Genomic DNA, 23,608 nt, shown 5'->3' with positions numbered 1-23,608 from the left:
TGGAATGAAAATAGGAATCGCACAAATAAAACCAAGAAAAGGAGATATACAGGAGAATATCAAGATCCATAAAAAGTGGATTGAAATTTCCATTTTAGAAAAAGTAGACTTTATCGCTTTTCCAGAATTGTCACTTACGGGTTATGAACCAGAGCTAGCCCAGGAATTGGCCATGGAGAAAAGCGATGCTAGATTGGATGAATTTCAGAAGTTATCCGACCAAAACAACATCATCATAGGACTCGGCATCCCCTTCAAAACACCATTAGGAATCAATATAGGCATGGTCATATTTCAACCTAACCAATCGAGGATTATATACTCTAAACAAAGATTGCACGCAGACGAACTCCCCTATTTTATTGAAGGGAAGGAACAAGTGGTGTTGAATGTGAAAAACACCAAAATTGCCCCGGCCATCTGCTATGAATCCTTGCTAGAGGAACATGCTGAAAATGCCAAAAAACTTGGGGCAGAAATCTACATGGCCAGCGTGGCCAAATCCCAAAATGGAATTAAAAAGGCCTATGCACACTATCCAAAAATCGCAAAGCAATTCTCAATACCCGTCTTGCTGGCCAATTGTATCGGATATTGTGACAATTATTTAAGTGCCGGACAAAGTGCGGTCTGGAATAAAGAAGGAGAAATTCTAGGGAGGCTGGAAAAGGATAGGGAAGGACTATTGATTTTTGACCCGGAAACTGAGGAGGTTATAAAAAAAGAAAATTAAGACAATCCTCCCAAAAAATGCTCAGCCTTCTCCAATAACTTTTCTCGCTTGGTTTTGTCCATCTTGTCAAATGTTCCCAGAAGCATCTTCAACCTGGGATTTTGCTGAAGAAAGTCCCGGTACACATGCATAAAACGCCAAAATAAGGCATCCCAGATTTCCTCCCAGTCCCCCTTGGGGAAATCACTCATTTTCTTCAGGTAATTGCTGCCACTGATATAGGGCTTGGTGGCCATCAGTCCACCATCGGCAAATTGGCTCATGCCATATACATTCGGCACCATCACCCAGTCATAGGCATCAATATACATTTCCATAAACCAGCGATAAACCTCATCGGGATCAAATTCACAAAGTAGCATAAAATTGCCCAACACCATCAGTCTTTCTATATGGTGATTATAGGCAGTATTGAGGGTTTTCCTGATGGTCGCGTCAAGGGGAGCAATCCCCGTCTTTCCTTCCCAAAAAGCTGTTGGAATCTTACGGTCAAATCCCCAAAAGTTCTTAGTCCGCTCATCTGTTCCCTTCCATTCATAAACCCCGCGGATAAACTCCCTCCAGCCCATCACCTGCCGCACAAAACCCTCCAGAGAATTCAAGGGAACTTCATTCTCTTTGGCATAGACAAGGGCCAAATCAAGCACTTTTTGAGGTGAAAGCAAACCCACATTGAGCATGGGCGTCAGCACACTATGGTGCAAAATACTTTCCTCCCTTACCATGGCATCCTCATAAGGACCAAATTCATGGAAACGTTGTTCCAGAAACTGCTTCAGCCAAGATGCGGCCTCTGAGAAAGTAACTGGATAAAAAAATCCATGATCAATATTCCCATAATTATCAGCATAGTGCTTTTTCACATAGCCCTTGGCCTCCTTGATATAAGCATTTTCTTTGGGCCAGTGGACTTGGGGAGGACTTTTCTTATTGGGATATTTTTTTCGGTTTTCCGAATCAAAACTCCATTTCCCGCCAATGGGGCGCTCGCCATCCATCAATACCTCACGCTTCTTTCTTTGCTGGGCATAAAAATCTGCCTGAAAGTATTTTTTCCTTTTCCCGAAATATTCCTCTAGCTCAGCTTTGGTATTGAGAAACAACTGGCTTTCATGCATCTCCAGCTCTATGCCCACCTCTTGACAAGCTTTCCTTATCCGCTTTTCTAGCCAATTGTCTGTTGGATCAATAACAATAATTTTTTTGAACCCTTCCTTGCCCAGTTTAGGAATCAATTCCCGTATATCTGAGTCCTTATCAGTACTTGGTATATACTTTAGCTTAATTTCTTTTTTCTTAAGGTAATTCTCATAGGCTTTCATGCTCGCTCTATGGAATAATAGCTTTTGCTGATGGAATTTATACTGGCGAAAAAACAAAAATTCCTCCACCAAGTACACTGGATAACCATTGTCCACCAAAGGACTTTTTTCATGCAGCTGATGGGGAAAAATAATATTGACAGTTTTCATTTGCTGATGCTATTTCTCGTATGGGTGTTAATGATCCTTTCCCTCTCTACTTGGACCTGCTCGTTTTTTCTGTGGCCCCAAATGGCTTTACGGGCTTTTTTGGCACTCTCATGAATATCTACAACGGGTACTGAATAGGCTTCTTCTACAATAAACCCCGTCATTTGTTGCTCCAACTGAGGCATTTTCCAGGGTTCATGGATATAGGCACTAGAAACCTTTTCCAACTCAGGCACCCAACGTTTGATAAAATTCCCTTCCGGATCATGATCCTGGGATTGCTTGACAGGATTATAGATACGCAAAGTATTGACCCCGGTAGTGCCTGCTTGCATCTGAAACTGGGTATAATGAATTCCTGGCTCATAATCCAAAAACAACCGGGCAAGGTGATAATGCCCCTTGCGCCAATCCTGAAACAGATGGTGACAAAAAAAGGAAACCAACATGGCCCTCATCCTAAAGTTAATCCATCCGGTTTCCCTCAAACAACGCATGCAAGCATCCACCAAAGGATAACCCGTATAACCATTTTCCCAAGCCTCAATCCAACTGGATTTTTCAGGATGATGAAGGAGTTCATATCCTCTATTGATGCAGGTATGCTCATAGTTGCACTCCACCTCAAACTTCTGAATAAAGTGGCAATGCCATTTCAAGCGGGTTAGAAAAGCATTGAAAGCAGCTTTCTGTTTTGGATAGTTTTCATGTTGTCTGACATATTGATAGGCCTGACGGATAGACAAGTTCCCCCATGCCAAATAAGGAGAAATCCGGCCGCAAGACTGTCTGCTTTCCATTGGTTTGGAAATATGTTTGCGGTAGTTCATCCCTCTTTTATTCACGAAGGATTCCAGATAGTGCCAAGCATTTTTCTCTCCTGCCGGCTGAAATGCTTTGGGATACTCCTTTATTTTTTTCCCTAAATCTGTTGGCAATACTCTTTCAAAGGGGATAGATAGCGATGTGCCTTTCTTGTAACGATTTTGGATAATAGAAGAATGGGCCATTTGATACCATTGCCTATCCCAACCTTCCCTGTTACGAATCCCTCTAATTACCCCATCTTTTTGGCATTCCTCCCAATTAACTTGGTTGGCTATCAACAGTTTTGAAACTGCTTTATCCCGATCCCAAGTCAATTGTGTACCACTTTCCTGATAGGCCCAGACATTGTTGATATTAAAATACTCCATCAACAAAGAAAAAACCTCTACAGCCTCTGCATAAAAGGTGTCTACTTGTTTTTGAAAGGGGGCCAATTCTTTATTCATGGCCTCTATGGAATGATAGACAAACTGCAAATGTCTGAGCGATGTATCTGGATATTTAATGAGACTTGGCTCAAAACAATAAATAATCAAGTAGGGTAATTCTGCCTCTTCAGCCATTTTCAATGGCCAATGATCTTGTAATCTCAAATCACGCTTGAGCCAAACAATATTAATGTCCTTTTTAGCCATCTCGCCAGTGTTTTTGGCACTTTTTCCAAAATGCAAAAAAAGAAGGATAATAGCCCTTCACCGAAAACATCCAGTCCCTGATATCTTCTGTGCCAGTATAATGTCTATTTAAGGGATGCTCTTTATAGAAAATTTTCTCTAGGCTATATTTTGTCTCCAACTCTAAAAACTCCCCGACCATCACTTGCAAACCCTCTATATTTTCTGCCAACTTCAATATAAAGTCAATGGTTTTTGGGGCCACTGGATATTGGTCAAAATGGCTCGGTTCCAATAATAATATCCTGTTAGCGTCCATTTCTTTCCTCCAAAGTGGATCAAGGTTATAAAAATTATAAATTAAAGTCGGCTTTTTGGGATCTAGATCTAAGTCCTTTGCATCTGGAAGGCTTACTGTCAAATCAGGTAAAGCGGTAGGTATTAACCTCTCAGGAATGTCCATTTCAGCCAATTCCTCATAACTGCGATCTAAGAAAGTTCCTCGCTGAGTAGAATGGCAATATCTATTGATATTTTCTTGGTTGGCCAGGTATTTTTTGTGGCTATTGCTTCCCACCACCCACTGCCAACTCAGCGCGTTGCTGGCCCAATCACCATCTAATAAATGGTAATACATCCACTTTGCCGGAATTTTCCAATGACTTTGCCCCATATTGCAAGCCATAGCCGCCAAGTACATGCGAACATGGTTATGCAAATATCCAGTTGCATAAAATTCTTCGACCTGTCTATCAACAACCTCTATCCCTGTATTGCCCTCAATAATGGCCTTGGGCATTTTATGGTTTTGAACAGGGGATTGGACTTGCTTCAAATCTTTATTAATCGCATCTCCCTTGGTAATCCAAATCTGTTGCCAATAATCCCTCCAGGCCAACTCTTGAAGAAATTTGGTGATTTGACTCGGCTCGTATCCTTTTCCCAAAACATGCTCCATCACTTGCTTGGTGGAGATCACACCTCTAGATAAATAGGGTGAAAGATGGGTCACAGCTCCATCAAGGAAATTACGTGATCGACCATAAGCTATAGGGTCCACCTGATCTAAACGATGGATGATCTGATTATATTCAGTTGGAAATAGCATTTCAATTTTCTAGAATGGCCGCAGGCTCATATTTTCCAAACTTCTCTTCTACCGCTATAAAGCGATAATCAAAAATTTGTTTCAGCTGTCTTTTGATTAAAAGTGCATTGGCCAGGGCTCCCAATGGGCCCATGGGAGGTTGGTAGGTTACAATATCCGACATTAAAACCCCTCCTTCTTTGAGAGGAGTCAATCGATGCTGATGATGCCACATGGCATATGGGCCTATCCGCTGTTCGTCCACAAAGAATTCTTTTTCCTGTACCTGCGTAATTTCAGTCACCCAGGTCATTTTGATACCCAATAGTGGACTTACCTTATAGGAAATGATCATTCCTGGATACATCTTCTCAGGCAAGTTTTTTGAGGTAATATCAAAGCCCATATGGTCTGGGGTAATCACTTTTAAATTAGCTGGAGAAGAAATAAAATCCCAGATTTCCTCCAAGCTAGCAGGAATTTTCTGTTCGGTATATAGCTGATAATGTGCCATGAATATCTTTTGAATATTTTCCATTTCTCTAATCCTTGGATCAGATCTACAGGAATTAAACCTTACTGTTCTAGAATTGTTTAGTAATATTTTGAAACAATCTTCCTAAAATGATATTACCACATATCAAACCTGTAATTTTCTATCAGATCAAACCTGCTTTTGGTGACAAAAAGACAAAACTGAGACCCAAAGATTTCTTATTCTTTAACACTCCCCTCAACTACGCTCGAGGTGACTATTGAATGGCATTCATCCTCATAGATAAGACTTAGTTTATTCGGGTATCGGAACATTATACAGAAACATAACTAACTATTTAACCACCAAATACTGATATTCAAAACACTGGCAAAACTGACCCAAAGCAAGTAGGGAATCTGTATATAGGCTGCCCAATGATTAATTTTATGGAAACTAAGGATCATCCAAAGTATCATTCCCCATAAAATCAAAATTTCAATAGCCGCAAAACCTGGTAAATGGAAATAAAAGAAAATAAAACTCCAGCAGAAGTTCAATACCAACTGAACAAAAAATATCTTAAGGGATTTGGTCCGCTGTGCGGTTTTTGGAGACTGCCAAATCAGATAAAGGCTCACCCCCATCAAGGCATAAAGGGCAGTCCAAACAGGGCCAAACACACTATTAGGAGGATTGAAGCTTGGTTTTTCCAAACCTGCATACCAGGTTTGAATATTACCGATATTGGCCAAACCAGAAATGCTGCCCAAGAGCACAATTCCGAGCACACAAATTAACAGCTTCAGCCAGTTGATTTTGTTTTTTTGAAAATCTAAAATGGTATCCATAAAAAATAATTTTAGTTTCTAATTGAGGACATACCGCCATCCACGGGCATAATTTGTCCACTGATCCAAGAACTCTTGTCCGAGAGTAAAAACGCCGCCATCGCTGCAATATCTTCCGCCTTGCCAATTCTTCGCAAGGGATGCCTCTTGGCATTGGCTTCCCTCTTTTCTTTTGAGGAAAGCAAAGCACTTGCCATGGCTGTATCTGTTAAAGAAGGAGCGATACAGTTGGCCCTGATACTAGGTGCCAACTCAGCAGCCAAGGCTCTGGTTAGGCCTTCAATAGCTCCCTTTGAAATGGCCACCTGACTATGAAAAGGCAGGCCTAGCTGCACAGCCACGGTTGAGAATAGTACAATAGATGCCTGTTCTGCTTTTTTTAATTTGGGCAATACTCGTTGAATGATCTTGACTGCTCCACTGACATTAAGCTGAATATCCTCCATTAAGCCTTCCTCCTTGATACGCCCAAAGGGTTTGAGCTGAATACTTCCAGGACAATAGACCAAGCCATGCAGTTCATCAGGCATTTCTTTACCCTTCCAATCATCCTCCATCACATCAAAGGAAAAATAATGTACTCCTTTGATAGCTTCTGGTTGATGCTGATTGTAGCTAGCCCAAACTTGATTTCCCTCCTTGGCCAATTGCCTTGCCAGCTCCTTTCCAATACCAGAAGAAGCCCCGATTATTAAATAATTTGCCATACCCTTAAAACCTGCCCTGCTTAAAATTGTTTGGAACTCCTGTAGATGGAATTTAAGACAGCACTCAATCCAGTATTATAAAGCGCAGCGTATATGCTTCCAAACAACAAATAATATACTCATGAAAACGACAAAAATTTTACAAGTGGCTTTGCTAGCATTTTTTGTACTAGGTGCATTCCAAGCATTTGCCCAATCAAAAAAAACCGTAGAGGTAGGTGGAGCACCCATGTACCCCACTAAAAACATTGTAGAAAATGCGGTCAATTCAGATGATCATACCACTTTAGTGGCAGCTGTTAAAGCAGCAGGCTTGGTAGAAACCCTACAAGGTGATGGACCATTCACTGTTTTTGCACCTATCAATAAGGCCTTTGATGCCCTTCCTGAAGGCACTGTGGAAAGCCTATTAAAGCCAGAAAACAAAAAAGCCTTGACCAATGTCCTTACTTATCATGTGGTAGCAGGAAAAATGAGTGCTAAAGACATCATGAAAGCCATAAAAAAAGGTGATGGAAAAGCCATAATGACTACTGTGGAAGGCGAAGAGCTTACCGCTTGGATGAAAGGGAAAAAATTATATATCTCTGATGTCAGTGGCAATAAGGCAGCCGTAACCATTCCAAATGTATTTCAATCCAATGGTGTAATCCATGTAGTAGATACGGTTTTATTGCCAAGCATGTAACAGTTATTCGATCCTTCAAACTTAGTAACTGTAAAAATATCCGGAGATTTACTTTTCTCCGGATATTTTTGATTTGGCATAATCTATAAAATTCCACACCACCCAACTATGCTCATAAAAACTCGGTCGGTATGACAGAAAAATGTAAGATGCAGTGTCCGACATTTATTAAGCATAACGACAAGTCTCTTGACTTACCAAGTCCTGGCCCCTCCTGGAGATGGGCCAAACCGTCTAAACCTCCCCCCTCTTTCATCTTCATCAGATTTTTTAAACTTACCTATGATATAGGTAAAGGTCACTAAACCATAACTGGTCAATACATTCGAATAAACATCAGAAACTGTCACATCAGAAACTGACCTGTTTACACTTTGATTTTGACCCAAAATATCAAAAATGGACAATTTTAATTCTCCCTTATTATCTTTTAAGAACCGATATCCCCCTTCAATATTCCATAACCAGACACTCTGGTCAAAACCTTCTGACAATCCAGCATAAAGGGTATTGGCCAAGGTGGTATTGAAGAACAATTTTCCATCATTTGGTGAGTAATACAATTGTAAGTTTGAGTTTTGCTGGTAGTAATTATTGTCCAAATTACTTTGCAAACTGCTCTTTACTATACTGTAAGTCGCAGCAGTAGAAACAGTAAAATCAATATCTTTTGAAATATTACTGGTTAAGGACAAGCGCTGAGTCAAGCCAATATTGTTATTATAATTCAGTTCATTATTGATCATACCGGGAGTTCTGTTATAACTCACACTGGAATTGAGATTTAAATTCGACTTCAATTTCTCCATAGGCGTTCCGTAATTAAAAAACAGCCTAGCATTCCAGTTTCCATTCAAATTAATAGGCTGGGTGATCTGACCTCCTTTTCTTAAAAGCACTTCCCCATTGATCAAGGTGTCTTTTTCTGCCACATAGGTATGGGTTCCTAAATAGTTATTGGTAAATGATCCTGTGGCAAACAAAAACATGGTTTTGGACTTTTCCATATCAAATTTCCCATAGTTCATAAAAAAATTATGATTATAGCTCTGTCCCAAATTTGGGTTTCCCACACTCAGCTGTAAAGGATTATTATTATTGATCACATTTTGCAGTTGGTTGACGCTAGGCTCATTGGTGCTGGTTCTATAGCGGAACCGCATATTCTTTCCACTATCCCTGTCCCTAAATGAGATACTGGCATTGGGCAGGAAATTATTAAAACTTCTTTTGAAAGTCCCTTCCTCAGGAAAAACTGCTTGATTGTTCAGCTGGGCATTTTGGTAATCCACATTAAAATTAATATTGAGGCCATTATCACCGAAGCGATAACCCACACCTGCTTTTTGAGTGGTGAATTTATTGTCAAACTCATTACTCAGAGCTGTATCCAAAACCATCAGATTTTGCTCTTCCATTAAAACAAAGGTTTTCTGGTCAGCGGCACTTTTATTATTTCCGATCTGATAATTAAGGGACATAATGGATTTTTCACTTATAGGCTCGGTATAGGTAATATTCGCCCGATAGTTAAACCCATCTGACAGTGCATTACTTTCTTGGAAAACGGTATCCACAGCACTTCGGACAAAATCACGGTTGGCCATCAACAAATCTGAAAACTGGTCCCTTTTATTCAGCCCAGTATAAAAATTGGTACTAATGGTCCTCCCTCGCTTATCAAACTTATAGCGATAGGTAAGGTTATTGGAGATATTATAACCATCGGTCAGCCTATTATTAATGGTCTTTGCTGCACTCAAAGAATCTAAGCCCTGATCCAAATTCAGGCCATATTCATCACTGAACATTTTGTTATTCTGCCATCTCATACTTGGACTGATAATTAATGAATTTTTTTCATCTATATCATATTCGATTTTAGCATTGACCCTATGATTTTCATTCTTGGTATTACGTAGCAGATCTTCTTGGTAATACTGTCTCCTATCCTCAGAAATTACCGTTTCAGTATTCGTATTTTGAATAAGGTTACTATTTGAATGATTGAAAAAATAGCTTCCTGTAAAATTGATTTTATCACCCCACTTATCACTGTAGTTTAAACCTAAAGAATTTGTATTGGCAATTCCATTATTATTTCCAGTGAGGAAGTTATCATTTCCTCCACCACCTCCACGTCTTCTAGAACGGCCACCACCCACTCCTCCAGATACCCCAAGCAAATCCTGGGAGGAGAAGTTCTGTTGGTTGATATTATTGGATAAACCGATGATGGAAATTCTTTTATCCCCCTTAAAAAGATTGATATTACCACCTGCAGTATATCGTTCATCTGTTCCATATCCACCATACAGCCTTCCAAAATAACCATTGCGCATATCTCCCTTGGTGATGATATTAATGGTCTTGGCATAATTGCCATCATCCAAGCCAGTAAGTCTAGATTGATCTGATTTTTGATCCAAAATCTCCACTTGGTCAATCATATTTGAAGGAAGATTTTTCAAGGCAATATTGGGATCATTTCCAAAAAACTCCCTACCATCTACCAAGACCTTTTGCACATCCTCACCCTGGGCCTGAATCTTACCGTTTTCTATTACCACACCAGGAATTTTCTTAATCAGGTCTTCAGCATAACCATTTTCTTTGGTCTTAAAAGCCGCCGCATTGAATACAGCTGTATCTCCTTTCATTTCCCCCACTGGCACTTGGCCTTCTACCAAAACCTCCCCCAGTTCATTGCTATCCTCCATCAAACCTAGCGCTCCCAAATCCACAGGACCACGCTGTTCTACCACTTTTCTCAATTTGGTATAACCTATATATGAAATTTCTACAATTAGACGAGGAACCTTGGGCCTGGAAATGGAAAAACCTCCCTGCTCATCCGTAACAGCTGCAGCCATTAGGCTATCGGCCTCTGTTTTCACCATAATATTGGCACCGATCAAAGGCTCCTTAGATTCTGCATCCAAGACAGTCCCTGTTATACTAAATGAGCCTATACCGCGTGTCCCTCTCATTCTTCCTCCATTCTGCTGAGCCGAAGACTGAAAAGAAGTTAAAATAAACGCTAATCCAAAAATTAAGATTGTAATTGTCTGTTTCATAAATTGTGAATTTGATGCTTATTAGACATCAGCATGCTACAGACGTTTAATGCTAGGCATGAAATTTATACCTAGTTACCAGTTTTTATTGAAGGATGGTAAAAAATAGATTTAAAGGAGAGCTATACTTATTTGAAAAATAAAAAGGCGCCATCAGATTTTGAAGGCACCTTGAGTTTATTTTTGAGACAATTGGATAATTAGCCTACCTGGCCGATGATATCCTGATAATTGATCCCCATATGACTATTATCGTAATACGCCATTCCATCCTTTACTAGGATGACTTGTGGAGACTCATGCTCTACAGCAAACTCTTCTGCTATGGCATTTGATATTTCTCTATAGCTCAATAGATCTAAAATATAAGGGCTTACCTTTTCAAAATCCTTGTCCTGCCAATTTCGCTGTAAACGGTTCCAAGCCATGCCACTGATGGAGCAGCTGGTAGAATGTTTAAAGATCAAAACCGGTTGTTTTTTGCTTTCTTCTTTCAGCTGTTGGATTTGCTCCAAATTATCAATTGATTTCCAAGCCATATTATTCAATTTTTCTTTTCTTCTAGCCCTAACAAGCTTGAGGGGTATTTTGGTTCGAAGATAATGGAAATCAACAAAATAAACCTAGAAGTAACTTCTTAACTTTTTGGGGGATCATTTTTTTTATCACTCTACAAGTTATAGCTCCCCATCAAGCAAACACCTTTAAATCACCCCATTATAGCATTTAAGAAAATTTAAGGCATAATAATGGCAAAGACTTCACCACTTGCTCCCCAAAGTCCAAATGATTTATTATTCTTGTAGGCCTGAAATGTCCATTATGAAAAGTAATCTATTTGTTTTCAGCTTGATATTGCTGATCATTTCCTGTAAGGGAATCAATCCAGAAAAGCCACAATATGAAGGAGCTCCTGTTGTTCTTCCAGAAGCCATTTCTAAAGTCAATGTACCTCTAGAAATCCCACTTGCCTACATAGAAAAAAACCTCAATAAGGAATTAAGTCAATTGCTCTATAGCGAACAAGGACTGGACATGGGCAATGGCTTTATAGCCGACTTGAACGTAAACAGAACCGGAGATATTGCACTCAGCGCTTCTGGACCAAAGCAATTGGAAATAGAAATGCCACTTAAGTTAAAAGGCAAAATCAATATAGAAAAGAAGCTTTTCGGACAGACCATTTCCACTGCAATCCCCTTTGATGAAGGCTTGAAACCTAGGGTTAGCTTTATCCCGGAAATTGGCAGAAATTGGGATATCGGTATTTCCAATATAAATATTAAGAGCTGGGGAAGGTCACTCAAATACAATTTGCTAGGTTATGAAATTGACCTGGAACCCCTATTGGAAAAGCATGTTGAAAAGATGCTGGACGACCAACTTACGGGAGATAATCTTACCAGAATTAGTTTTAGGGACATGATTCAGGAAACCTGGGAAGCCTATGGCAGACCGGTAAAAATTGAACATGAGGGATTTGATGCCTATGTATATACTGTTCCTCATAAAATAAAAGTCAAAGAACAATTCACTACAGATCAAAAGCTTGAGCTAACCATAGGAATAGAAGGAGAGGTATTTACCCAAATAGGCTCAGAACCCCTCGTTGAGCTGAGTCCTTTGCCACGACTTTACTTCAATGATGATAGTGAGAATTACCTTGACATTACCTTGCCACTATCTATACCCTATCAGGATATGGACAAATACCTTAATGATATGTTGGCGGACCAATCCTTCAAGATGGATGCAAGCACCCACCTCATCCCAAAAGCATTTAAAACCCAAAACTTTGGCAATAAGGCTTTGGTGAAGGTGGACTTTGTGGTCAATAGAACGGGCAAGAAAAATATCTCAGGCAATATCTATTTAGTCGGAAAACCAACTTACGACCCATTGCGAGAAGCTATTGTTTTCGAGGACATCGACTTTGACATCAACACAAAAAATATTTTGGCCAATAGTGCCAGCTGGATGAAGCAAGGGCAATTACTGGAAGAAATCCAAAAATATGCCAGCTACCCAATTGGGAATTATATCAAAGAAGCCCGAATGGAATTGCAGCAGCAGGGCTATATAGACACCAAATTTGCTTCTTTCAGGGTGATCCGACCTGCCTTTGATGTGGAAGGAATTTATACCACCAAGGAAGACATCAGACTATACCTTAAATCAACAGGACAGATGGAAGTAAAGCTCAAGGATTAAAAGTGGAATTTTCTTTCCTCTTTTCGCTAATATTGCTACTAAATACTAGCATCTTAGTACTCTCTTTAATAACGCATCAAATCCCCATAGGTCTTAATCCCTTTTTTGTCAGCCTCTTTCAGCAGCTTCAGCAATAACTGGGCGGTCAAAAACGCATCACCAGCAGCAGTATGCCGATCGTGGATGGGAATTTTATACCTTTCGCACAAAGCATCCAAGCTATAGTCCTTCAAGTTGATACGATTGGGATCATAGGGCATGCCATGCTCTATTCGTATTGCTAGGTCTCCCGTATCCACTACAGGATTTAAGATTTTTCTAAGTCCATATGGTTTTACTAATTTTTCCAACATGGCTTGGTCAAAGCCAGCATGATGGGCCACCATAATATGTGTACTCAAATAAGGCAGCAGTAGCTTCACAAAATCATCAATGGGCATGGCATCATTGGACTGAATGATTTCATGAATTTTTATGCTGGACACATTTTGCTTGGTAGAAAACAATAGGCTTTCCATACTTGTATCTACCTTGATTCGCTCATTAATAATTTTTATTCCACCAAAGGCCAAAACATGATCATTTTTCACATCCAAGCCTGTAGTTTCCGTATCCAAAACCACAAAGGAAAGGTCTTTAATCGGTGTTTTCTTGGACAGCTCAGTATCAAACAATGCCTCATATTGATTCACTTCAGGAATTTTTTCCTGTTTTTTTCGAAAAATATCCAGCCAACTCATTTACCTATCTATAAAATCAGTTTGAAACCTTAATGCCAACATTTCCTGAATTTGACGAATAGGGGAAAAGGCATTTTTTAACATTTGGCGCTGAAGCTTCCCTAAAGAGCTAGGACTGATATATCTTCCTGAGGAATTAGAGCCTATGCCTTCCAAGCCTCTTAAGCGCAAAAATATTTCGTAAGCCTTTCCTGCTTCCCTAAAAACCTCAGCATTTTGAGGTTCCAATTCTGCCAATAGTTCGAATCTTTTAAAAGTATTATTTACGCCCTTTTGCCTGTGGCTCAAAATCAGTAACCTTGCTGCATCGGCCAAAGGCAGCATGGCCCTCAATTTAATATCAAACTGGTCCTTATGCTCCCCAGATTTTTCTACAATAAAATTCCTGAAAAAACCCAAAGGAGGAGGATTCAACAAGGCATTATTGGCTAAAAAGCTCATAAACACTTCTCTTTTATCTATTGCCTTGAAAATATGTTCAGTCATTGCCTCAGCAAGTTTCTTATTTCCATATACCGGCCTAAAATCAAAAAAGATAGTCGCTTTGATCAAGGATTCCTCATCCGGTAAATTTACCCATTCACTGAAATATGCCTCCCAAGTTGAAAGAGAATTACACCATTTTGGATTATTAGCCATGACCTTACTTGGGCAAGGGTGAAAGCCACAGGCCAGTAAAACATCAATAATCTCCTGAGAAAGTTGTAGAAAATAGGCCTTGGTTTCCTCTTTTTCGTCATCCTCCACATCTTCATAGACCAAAGCATTGTCCAGGTCTGTCCTGAGCAACTGCTCCTGCCTGCCTTCACTTCCCAAAGACAGAAAGCAAAAAGGAACCTTGGAAGCTTTAGGATATTTGGAGTCTAATTTTTTCTTGGCCAATAAAATCGCCCTTCTAATGATCACATCATTTACTTCAGAAATAATATTTGCGATAAAATCGATGGCTACTTCATTTTCCAAATAATAGGCAAGTAGGTTTTCTGCTCGGTCCCTAATTACTTTCATCTCATCTACCTCCCAAGTATTCATCAAAGCATGTATTAAGACCGCAGGGCTGTTACCTTGAGATAAGAATACATCATGATCAGAAAGAATCCCTGTTATCTTGCTTTGATCTGTACCATCTTCCGTTAAAATTAAATGGTGGAGATGATGCTTGATCATCATCAAATAAAGGCTGGGGAAATTACTTTTATGATGCATGGTCATCACCGGAGAGGTCATTATTTCCTCCACCTTGGCATCCACGGACAAGCCCGTGGCCACCACTCTATTTCTAAGATCCTTATCTGTAATAATACCAATCGGGTGATCCTGATGATCCAGCACCACAATAGACCCCACATCCATATCATGCATCATCTGTGCCGCCTCACTGATCTTGGCACCTTTTTGACAGCTTAGTACCTCCGTAGGGAAATTGACCTTCCCATTTTCCAAAAACAAAGAGAGACCATGGTCTGAGGAAGCATCCTTGAATAATTTTCTTGCCTTCTGAGATTGGGAAAGATCTGTCCTTACAACTACTTGGCCAGCGGCAAATCCCGCTGCAAAATATAAACTGACCTCACTATTTCCCTTTAAAATCTTATTAAAAACATCTACCGGAACGGCATACAAAAGGCTATCCTCAGCCGCATAGGCATTTAAAACATAAGGTCTGTTTCCTAACAGGGCCATTACTCCAAATACGTCTCCTTCATCACAATAATCCTTCACTACCATCTTCCCCGAATCTTCTTCTGTCAGGTAAACGGACCCCTCTTTCAGAACAAAAAAATGAGGATTGGCCAGGTTCCCTTTCCGAAAAATATATTCTTCCCTGCTGAAATACATCAACTCCACTTCTTTGGCTACGCTTTCCAAAAGCTCATCTGAAAGAAAACTGAAGGGAGGATATTGAAATAAAAACTCCTTTACCCTATTGACAATGACGTTTGACATGGTTATTGATTTTGGGCTATTTGCATATATATAGGTAGATTACCCATGCATGGCTCCTATTAGCAGGCAATCTACTTAAAAACCGCTGAAAGGTAAAAGTATGAAGAAAGAAAGGTTATGGAAAGCAGAACGTAAATTGACTACAGTTCATTAAATTCGAAATATGCATTAGCAGATCTATCACAGAATGAAAATGCTTTTAATAAGTCGCTAGGCTCAAAGCTTGATCGGAAAAAGTTATTGTGGTTCCTGCTAAATAGTTAGGGCAAAAAACAAAAAGCCGTTTCTTAATGAAGAAACGGCTCCAAATTCTTATCATTCGATATTTACTCTACCCTACCTTTAATGATTTCATCTACTACAGCTGGATCCAATAGAGTAGAGGTGTCACCCATATTATCCATGGCTCCCTCTGCTACCTTTCTTAAGATTCTTCTCATGATTTTACCAGAACGGGTTTTAGGCAATCCCGGTACAATCTGGATTTTGTCTGGCTTGGCAATAGGCCCAATGATTTTACTAATGGTGTCCTTGATCTCTCCTTTAAGGTTTTCCTCTGTCCTATTTTTCATATCACAGATTACATAGGCATAGATTCCTTGTCCTTTGACCTCATGAGGATACCCCACTACTGCAGATTCGATCACTTTAGGATGCTCGTTGATGGCATTCTCCACCTCAGCAGTACCCATCCTATGACCGGAAACATTGATAACATCATCTACCCTACCAAGTATTCTGTAATACCCATCATGATCCCTTTTGACTCCATCACCTGTAAAATACATACCTTTATAGGTAGAAAAATAAGTCTGCTTACAACGCTCATGATCTCCATAGGTCGTCCTAATCATACCAGGCCAAGGGAATTTCACGCAAAGATTGCCCTCTACTGAATTTCCTTTCAGCTCTTTTCCTTCGGGATCAACAATGGCCAATTGAACACCTGGCAGTGGTAGGGTAGCATAAGCCGGCTTGGTCGGGGTAACTCCCGCTAATGGAGACACCATAATTCCACCTGTTTCGGTTTGCCACCAAGTATCTACTATTGGACACCTGTTTTTACCAATATGGGTATGATACCAGTGCCAAGCTTCTTCATTGATAGGCTCTCCTACGGAACCTAACACTTTGAGGCTATCCAATTTATATGGCTCAATAGGCTTAGTACCATGTGCTTCCAATGCCCTGATAGCAGTAGGAGCAGTATAAAACTGATTGACCTTGTATTTATCTACCACAGCCCAAAATCTTCCAGCATCAGGGTAGGTCGGAACTCCCTCAAACATAATAGAGGTTGCCCCAGCCAATAATGGACCATAAACTATATAAGAGTGACCGGTTATCCAACCAATATCTGCTGTACACCAGTAGACATCACCTGGTGAATATTGGAATACATTTTCAAATGAGTATTTGGAGTAAACCATATAACCGGCAGTAGTGTGCACCACTCCTTTTGGCTTACCAGTAGATCCTGAAGTATAAAGGATAAATAGCATATCCTCGCTGTCCATTACTTCTGCCTCATTGGTGTCAGGCTGACCTGCAATGGCATCATTCCACCAAATATCTCTTCCCTCTACCATATTCACCTCTTGCTTGGTCCTTCTATAAACCACAACAGTCTCTACTGTGCTCGTCCTCTCCAAAGCCTCATCGACCACGGCCTTCACAGCTATCTTTTTTGCACCTCGGAAGTTTCCATCTGAGGTCAATACTGCCTTAGCTTCGCAGTCATTGATTCTATCCGCGAGGGCATTACTGGAAAAACCAGCAAAGACTACAGAATGAACCGCTCCAATTCTGGCACAAGCCAACATAGCAATCGCCGCCTCTGGCACCATGGGCATATAAATGATAACCTTATCTCCTTTACCAATTCCTTTTGCTTTTAAGGCATTGGAAAATCGGCAAACAGCATGATATAGTTCTCTGTAGGTTAAAGTCCTGCCTTCTTCATTGGGATCATTAGGTTCCCAAATAATGGCAGGGCGATCACCCATAATAAATAGGTGTCTTTCTAGTATATTTTCGGTGATGTTGAGTTTACCATTTACAAACCATTTCACATCTGGGCCTTCAAAATTCCAATCTAACACTTTATCCCATCGCTTTTTCCAGTGAAAGGAATCTGCTATCCTCGCCCAAAACTGTTCCGGTTCTGTAACACTTTTTTGATATTCATGAAAATAACCACTAAGGGTGTGGATTCTATCACTCATGTTATAAATTAAATTTTAGGTTGTATTATTAATTCGTTTTATCCTTTTTGGATCCTCAAGCTATTTCTAATATTTCGAAAAACAAATAATACGTTAAAGAAATATTTTGAAAAAGACCACTTATCCCCATAATAAATCTCCACATATAAAATCATTCCGATTATTTAATAAAATATAACGATTGGAAGCCCAAATAGATATCAAATTAATAATATTTAACAAAAATCTAATGGGACTGGGCCTCTCCAGCTCCCCGGGGAATTCGAATGTCTTCCACCATCTCTTGGACAGCTACTGGAGGGGCAGGCGTCACCATGGATACCACAAAACCCACTATAAAATTCAATAACATCCCTACTGAGCCAATTCCCTCGGGAGAAATTCCAAACAGCCAATTTTCAGCAGTTAAATGCGCTGCTGGAACACCGAATAAATCTGTACCAAACTTAAAATATATGATATAGGACAGTGTAAAGACCAAACCTGTTAACATTCCTGCTATGGCTCCTTCCTTGTTCATCCTTTTGGAGAAAATTCCCATAATTATCACAGGAAAAAAAGATGCTGCTGCCAAGCCAAAGGCAAAAGCCACCACTTGGGCAACAAAACCAGGAGGGTTAACACCAAAATACCCCGCCACTACCACGGCTACCGCAGCAGCAGCCCTAGCGATCATCAATTCTTTTTTATCAGAAATTCCCGGATTGAAATTTTTCACCAGATCCCTCGACACAGAGGTCGAGATTACCAAAAGCAAACCTGCTGCAGTGGATAGTGCTGCCGCCATTCCTCCTGCAGCGACCAATCCCACCACCCAATTGGGCAATTCTGCTATCTCCGGATTCGCCAATACCATGATATCTTTATCAATGGTCAATTCATTTTTCTCTGCCTCAGCAAGGTACTGTACCATACCATCACCATTCTTATCATCAATTTGTATCAATTGGGTCTGTTGCCAATTCTGTACCCACTCAGGTAAATCATTCACAGGTTTCTCAGCTACTGAATCAATAGCATTATATATCCCAAAAGCTGCCACAGCAGGAGCAGTAGTATACAAGATCGCAATAAAAACCAGCGCATACCCTGCCGATAATCTGGCATCCTTCACTCTAGGCACTGTAAAAAACCGGACAATCACATGTGGCAAACCAGCGGTTCCCACCATCAAAGCCAATGTAATGGCAAACATATCAATCATGGGTTTTTGCCCAGTAGTATATGCGTTAAAACCTAATTCGGTCAATACACCATCCAACTTATCCAATAGAAAAGTCCCATCTGACACAGTCCCTCCCAGTCCAAGCTGCGGAATAGGATTGCTGGTCAACTGCATGGAAACAAAAATAGCAGGCACCATAAAAGCAAAAATCAGCACACAATATTGGGCTACCTGAGTATAAGTAATCCCTTTCATACCTCCCAAGACCGCATAGAAAAACACGATACACATCCCGATAACCACGCCAGTATTAATATCTACTTCCAAGTACCTAGAAAATACGATTCCTACTCCTCGCATTTGACCAGCCACATAGGTAAACGAAATAAAAATAGCGCAAATAACGGCCACTACTCTTGCCTTATTGGAATAATAACGATCCCCAACAAAATCAGGCACTGTAAACTTTCCAAACTTACGCAGATAGGGAGCCAATAACAGGGCCAGCAGCACATAACCTCCTGTCCACCCCATCAAATAAACGGAGCCATCATAGCCTGCAAAGGAAATCACCCCTGCCATTGAAATAAATGAAGCAGCAGACATCCAGTCAGCCCCTGTTGCCATCCCATTTGCCAATGGAGACACTCCCCCTCCTGCAACATAAAATTCTTTGGTAGAACCAGCCCTGGTCCAAATCGCTATACCTATATAAAGGGCAAAAGAAAGCCCCACTAGAATATAAGTCCAAACTAAAATATCCATGATTTAATTATTTTACTGTGCTAGAAAAATTTATTCGTGTACATCAAATTCCCTGTCCAGCCTGTTCAAAAGCCAGACATAAACAAAAATCAACAACACAAAAACATAAATGGAGCCTTGCTGGGCAAACCAAAATCCCAGCTTAAAACCTCCTATATGCCACTGATTAAAAAAATCTACTAATAAAATACCGCATCCAAATGATACGCAAAACCAGACTACTAAAAGAGACAAAAGAATTTTCACATTCTTCCTCCAGTAAGCCTTCATTTTTTCTTGATGAGTCATGTTATAAAAAGGGTATTTGGGGTTAAATTAAAAGACTTCAAGTATAGAGCACACAGACAAACGATCCTTTCGAATATCAATAACACAACGCTATCTGCCCTACACCAAACCTTTAAATAACAACAAATACTCTGATTATCCAGACCATTACCAAACATTTTTCTTCACGAAAGTCCAAAAAGAGAAAATATGGTTAAAAAACTCCCTTACTGTAGCAGAAAAGATAAAGCTACCGTCTCAATAATATACAGCAAAACAATAACCTGAATTATGAAAACTTTTTGCCCATTACTTTTTTCAATAGTCTTAGGCCTTATTTCCTGCAAAAATGAAGATGATTTTCCTTCCTGCATCCAAGCGAATATTATAGGGCCTGAACAGTGTTCTGATTTTATTTTGGCAGAAATCATTAGCCCAGGTGGTATTGGAAAAAACATCACCTATTACGACGGAAACAGTTACAAAAATGTGATCAAATTAATCCCGAACACTGGTATTCAGCATATCACCAGCGGACATTATAATGTCAGGGATTTTGATCCGGAAATGGATTCAGGATTAAGCAAGCCAGTTATTTGTCAAGCCCTATATGCACCGTATAATCTCCCCGCCATGGTAGTCAAGGCTTTTTCAGACACAAATTGCCCCTAAGCAATCTTTAAATCAAATATTCGGTGGCTATGGCCAATAAAGCAGCAAGGATACTCAACAATAATCTATTCAAATGGAATTTGTGGTGTGGACTACTTTCAAAGAAAATAGTTGTAGAAATATGAAGGAAGCCACCTGCAACCAAACCAAATAAAATATCTATAGTTTCGGCCCCCATTATATTTTTCGCAAAAAGAAACTGGCTTGAAAGCATTCCCATTGGAGAAGCCAAAGCAAAAATCAATAACAGCAATAAAACCATATTCCTCTTCAGGTTATTCATCAATACCGCTACCAAAGCAAAAGCTGCAGGGGCCTTATGCATGATAATCCCCAATAATAAACTTTCTGTACCATGATGGTGACCTGAAAGAGAAGGCTGTTGACTCAACAAGGTCCCCTCTAAAAAAGCATGCAAGGACAAACCTATCATCACCATCCAAACCGTATTCTTGCCTGTACCGTGATGGTGGATATGACCATGTTCTATTCCTGAAGACAGGAATTCCAATACTTGTTGCAATAGAAAACCTATCAATACATATAAGCCCATATAATAAGCTGAGTCCCTATTGGCAAACAACTCTGGCAGTATATGTAAGACTGTAATAGAAAACAGATAAGATCCAGCAAAAACCAATATTAGCTTGAAACTCTTTTCCTTCCACTTTGGCACAGCATAAGCTAGCAAACCCGCAATTAGGGCAGAAAAAAAAAGTATTAAAAATTTTCCAATCATAGGTTATTAAATATGATTATCCCTCTTATTCATAATTTGAATCAGGAATAAAACCCCAGATAATTTAAAATCTTAATCAAAAGGACAACAGCCAAATAACAGCTTTAATTCTCTTGTCCCTTGATATAGGAAACGAAAGGCTTCAGCTTTTCACTGACAAAGGTTTTCATTTCCCCTTCTTCATCATAAATGAGAAAAACATCGACATCCGTCATCTTTTCCTGTAGTGCTATTGCCTTTTCAGTGCCCATCACCATCATGGCCGTAGCAACGGCATCTGCTGTCATACAGTCCTTTGCCAAAACTGTAGCTGACAATAATTGGTGATTTACTGGATAACCGGTTTTAGGATCAATAGTATGAGAGTACCTAACGCTATCCTTTATATAATAATTCCTATAATTTCCAGAAGTGGCCATACCACGATTATCCAATGCTATAATACTATAAATATCATTATTGCTAATATCTTCACTTGGCTGGTTTACTCCTACTTTCCATAATTCCCCGTTTTCATTGCTACCCTTAGCCACTAACTCTCCACCAATTTCCACCAACATATCCTTGACTCCCTTTTCCTTTAAAAAAGAAGCCACCACATCTACTCCATAGCCCTTGGCTATCGCACTGAAATCCAAATAAACTTCAGGCTGTGTTTTCCAAACCTTCTCTTCATCAAACAGGATCTTGTCATAGCCTACCGTCTGCAGCAATGCACCGATATTAACACTATCCTTTGGACTTGCTCCCTCTGGCCCGAAACCCCAAACATTGACCAATGGCCCAACAGTTGGATCAAAAGCGCCTGAAGTCTGTTGATTAATTTCCTTACTTCTTTCCAGTATGGAAGGGAAAAACTTCAAATCAAAAAACAAGGTATCGCCCTGATTAAAACGGCTAAGCTCAGATTCAGGAATATAAGTGGACAATGATTCATTAAAAACTCCCAAAAGGGAATCCACCGATGCCGTAAAATCCCTATTTTCCAAATCCAGGTAAACAATCCTATAAGATGTGCCCATTGTTTGGCCAGTGATGACCATTTTACCTTCTTTTTCCGGCTCAGGAGCTTTTGGAGCCATTTGATTCTGTCTATAGAGATATACTAAGAAAACCACCAAAAGTAGGATGATGGAATAAATAATGTTTTTTCTGGCGTTCTTTTGCATGTAAATCAGGGAATTTTCCCGAAAGTTAATTTTTATTTTTTTAATTGTCCCCAAAAGTCTGTCACAAGTCCATGTGTACTGACTTTTTCCTACTTTGATTTTTCTATATTTGTACCCAAGGAAAAAGGAGAATATGAGAGAAGACTATCTAAGCGGCGAAAATGATAATATGAGCCATACCGACAGGGAAATTGAAAAAGCCCTGCGTCCGCTCAGCTTTGATGACTTTACCGGTCAGCAAAAAATCGTGGACAATATCCAGGTATTTGTGCTTGCTGCCCGAAAAAGGGGAGAGCCACTGGATCACGTTCTTCTGCATGGCCCTCCAGGTTTAGGAAAGACTACTTTGAGCCATATTATCTCCAATGAATTGGAAAGCAGTTTAAAGATCACCTCAGGACCAGTATTGGACAAGCCTTCCGATCTTGCAGGCTTACTGACCAATTTAGATGAGGGCGATGTGCTTTTCATTGATGAGATTCACCGTTTAAATCCAGTGGTAGAAGAATACCTTTATTCTGCCATGGAGGATTTCCGCATCGATATCATGCTGGACTCTGGCCCTAATGCCCGCTCAGTTCAGATTTCCTTAAACCCTTTTACCCTTATAGGAGCAACTACCCGATCAGGGCTTTTGACTTCTCCTTTAAGGGCCAGATTTGGCATTAATGCCCGTTTGGAATATTATGACGCCAAATTGCTCACGACCATCGTAACTAGATCTGCCAATATCCTTGGGGCTCCTATCGACGAGATCGCTGCCTATGAAATTGCCAGAAGAAGCCGTGGCACTCCTAGGATTGCCAATACGCTTTTGCGTAGAACACGCGATTTTGCGGACATCAAGGGAAATGGAACCATTACAATAGACATTGCAAAGATGGGCTTGGACGCTTTGGATGTTGATGAAAATGGCCTAGACGAGATGGATAACCGTATCCTCATGACCATCATTGATAAATTTAAAGGTGGCCCAGTAGGTATCTCCACCATTGCCACTGCTTGCAGTGAGGAAAGTGAGACCATCGAAGAAGTCTATGAACCATTTTTGATTCAAGAAGGCTACCTTAAAAGAACCTCAAGAGGTAGGGTTGCGACTGAACTGGCCTATAAACATCTTAATATCCGTCCCAATTTTGGTGTACAGAACGGACCTTTATTCGGTGACCAATAGGC

General features: G+C 40.1%; 20 protein-coding genes. 5 read left to right on the top strand and 15 right to left on the bottom strand.

Going from position 1 to position 23,608, the window contains the following annotated elements:
• Window positions 1-4 precede the first annotated feature (4 nt).
• A complete protein-coding gene (locus H7U17_RS06295) occupies window positions 5-733 on the top strand; it encodes a carbon-nitrogen hydrolase family protein (RefSeq protein WP_186755816.1) in 729 nt (242 codons plus the stop codon).
• On the opposite strand, the gene H7U17_RS06290 is transcribed toward H7U17_RS06295, so the two are convergent.
• The 6 genes from H7U17_RS06290 to H7U17_RS06265 all read right to left on the bottom strand — a co-directional run bounded on the left by H7U17_RS06290 (window position 730) and on the right by H7U17_RS06265 (window position 6,767).
• Window positions 730-2,205, bottom strand: a complete 1,476-nt coding sequence (locus H7U17_RS06290) for a cryptochrome/photolyase family protein (RefSeq protein ID WP_186755815.1) — start codon at window positions 2,203-2,205, stop codon at window positions 730-732. The genes H7U17_RS06295 and H7U17_RS06290 overlap by 4 nt on opposite strands.
• Window positions 2,202-3,668 carry a cryptochrome/deoxyribodipyrimidine photo-lyase family protein gene (locus H7U17_RS06285; RefSeq protein WP_186755814.1) on the bottom strand — a complete coding sequence of 489 codons (1,467 nt, stop codon included), beginning with the start codon at window positions 3,666-3,668 and terminating at the stop codon, window positions 2,202-2,204. The genes H7U17_RS06290 and H7U17_RS06285 overlap by 4 nt, the downstream gene beginning before the upstream one ends.
• Complete coding sequence (locus tag H7U17_RS06280) at window positions 3,661-4,755, bottom strand: FAD-binding domain-containing protein (protein ID WP_186755813.1); 1,095 nt, start codon at window positions 4,753-4,755, stop codon at window positions 3,661-3,663. Before H7U17_RS06280 ends, H7U17_RS06285 begins: the two co-directional genes overlap by 8 nt.
• A gap of 1 nt (window position 4,756) precedes the next feature.
• The gene (locus H7U17_RS06275; protein ID WP_230981291.1) at window positions 4,757-5,272 is read right to left on the bottom strand and encodes an SRPBCC family protein; all 516 of its coding nucleotides are present in this window, start codon (window positions 5,270-5,272) and stop codon (window positions 4,757-4,759) included.
• Window positions 5,273-5,559: 287 nt separating this feature from the next.
• Window positions 5,560-6,060, bottom strand: a complete 501-nt coding sequence (locus tag H7U17_RS06270) for a TspO/MBR family protein (RefSeq protein WP_186755812.1) — start codon at window positions 6,058-6,060, stop codon at window positions 5,560-5,562.
• Between the two features lie 11 nt (window positions 6,061-6,071).
• Entirely contained in the window at window positions 6,072-6,767 is a 696-nt protein-coding gene (locus H7U17_RS06265) for an SDR family NAD(P)-dependent oxidoreductase (RefSeq protein ID WP_186755811.1), read from the bottom strand.
• A gap of 121 nt (window positions 6,768-6,888) precedes the next feature.
• Between H7U17_RS06265 and H7U17_RS06260 the strand changes: the two genes are divergently transcribed.
• Window positions 6,889-7,455, top strand: a complete 567-nt coding sequence (locus H7U17_RS06260; RefSeq protein WP_186755810.1) for a fasciclin domain-containing protein — start codon at window positions 6,889-6,891, stop codon at window positions 7,453-7,455.
• A 194-nt stretch (window positions 7,456-7,649) separates the two neighbouring features.
• Here the strand turns inward: H7U17_RS06260 and H7U17_RS06255 are convergent, their stop codons facing one another.
• Entirely contained in the window at window positions 7,650-10,532 is a 2,883-nt protein-coding gene (locus H7U17_RS06255; RefSeq protein WP_186755809.1) for an outer membrane beta-barrel protein, read from the bottom strand.
• A gap of 200 nt (window positions 10,533-10,732) precedes the next feature.
• On the bottom strand, window positions 10,733-11,071 hold the full coding sequence (gene ytxJ, locus H7U17_RS06250; protein ID WP_186755808.1) for a bacillithiol system redox-active protein YtxJ: 339 nt from the start codon (window positions 11,069-11,071) through the stop codon (window positions 10,733-10,735).
• A gap of 283 nt (window positions 11,072-11,354) precedes the next feature.
• On the opposite strand from ytxJ, the gene H7U17_RS06245 reads away from it, so the two are divergent.
• The gene (locus H7U17_RS06245) at window positions 11,355-12,743 is read left to right on the top strand and encodes a DUF4403 family protein (RefSeq protein WP_186755807.1); all 1,389 of its coding nucleotides are present in this window, start codon (window positions 11,355-11,357) and stop codon (window positions 12,741-12,743) included.
• 65 nt (window positions 12,744-12,808) lie between these two features.
• Here H7U17_RS06245 and H7U17_RS06240 read toward each other — a convergent pair whose 3' ends face one another.
• The 5 genes from H7U17_RS06240 to H7U17_RS06220 all read right to left on the bottom strand — a co-directional run bounded on the left by H7U17_RS06240 (window position 12,809) and on the right by H7U17_RS06220 (window position 19,873).
• Window positions 12,809-13,483, bottom strand: a complete 675-nt coding sequence (locus H7U17_RS06240) for a 3'-5' exonuclease (RefSeq protein ID WP_186755806.1) — start codon at window positions 13,481-13,483, stop codon at window positions 12,809-12,811.
• Window positions 13,484-15,430 carry a DUF294 nucleotidyltransferase-like domain-containing protein gene (locus H7U17_RS06235; protein WP_186755805.1) on the bottom strand — a complete coding sequence of 649 codons (1,947 nt, stop codon included), beginning with the start codon at window positions 15,428-15,430 and terminating at the stop codon, window positions 13,484-13,486.
• 326 nt (window positions 15,431-15,756) lie between these two features.
• Window positions 15,757-17,655 carry an acetate--CoA ligase gene (gene acs / locus H7U17_RS06230; RefSeq protein ID WP_186755804.1) on the bottom strand — a complete coding sequence of 633 codons (1,899 nt, stop codon included), beginning with the start codon at window positions 17,653-17,655 and terminating at the stop codon, window positions 15,757-15,759.
• A 226-nt stretch (window positions 17,656-17,881) separates the two neighbouring features.
• A complete protein-coding gene (locus H7U17_RS06225; protein WP_186755803.1) occupies window positions 17,882-19,585 on the bottom strand; it encodes a sodium:solute symporter family protein in 1,704 nt (567 codons plus the stop codon).
• A gap of 30 nt (window positions 19,586-19,615) precedes the next feature.
• The gene (locus tag H7U17_RS06220) at window positions 19,616-19,873 is read right to left on the bottom strand and encodes a DUF4212 domain-containing protein (protein ID WP_186755802.1); all 258 of its coding nucleotides are present in this window, start codon (window positions 19,871-19,873) and stop codon (window positions 19,616-19,618) included.
• A 270-nt stretch (window positions 19,874-20,143) separates the two neighbouring features.
• Between H7U17_RS06220 and H7U17_RS06215 the strand changes: the two genes are divergently transcribed.
• Window positions 20,144-20,524 carry a hypothetical protein gene (locus H7U17_RS06215; RefSeq protein ID WP_186755801.1) on the top strand — a complete coding sequence of 127 codons (381 nt, stop codon included), beginning with the start codon at window positions 20,144-20,146 and terminating at the stop codon, window positions 20,522-20,524.
• Between the two features lie 7 nt (window positions 20,525-20,531).
• Here H7U17_RS06215 and H7U17_RS06210 read toward each other — a convergent pair whose 3' ends face one another.
• Window positions 20,532-21,263, bottom strand: coding sequence for a ZIP family metal transporter (locus tag H7U17_RS06210; protein ID WP_186755800.1), 732 nt, complete (start codon window positions 21,261-21,263; stop codon window positions 20,532-20,534).
• 104 nt (window positions 21,264-21,367) lie between these two features.
• Window positions 21,368-22,432, bottom strand: coding sequence for an FAD:protein FMN transferase (locus H7U17_RS06205; RefSeq protein ID WP_186755799.1), 1,065 nt, complete (start codon window positions 22,430-22,432; stop codon window positions 21,368-21,370).
• 133 nt (window positions 22,433-22,565) lie between these two features.
• On the opposite strand from H7U17_RS06205, the gene ruvB reads away from it, so the two are divergent.
• Window positions 22,566-23,606 (top strand): Holliday junction branch migration DNA helicase RuvB, encoded by a 1,041-nt coding sequence (gene ruvB, locus H7U17_RS06200; protein WP_186755798.1) that lies wholly within the window; start codon window positions 22,566-22,568, stop codon window positions 23,604-23,606.
• The last annotated feature ends 2 nt before the right edge of the window (window positions 23,607-23,608 follow it).

It is taken from the genome of Echinicola salinicaeni (assembly GCF_014280965.1).
Lineage (GTDB): Bacteria > Bacteroidota > Bacteroidia > Cytophagales > Cyclobacteriaceae > Echinicola > Echinicola salinicaeni.
This window is presented reverse-complemented; position numbering and strand designations above follow the sequence as displayed.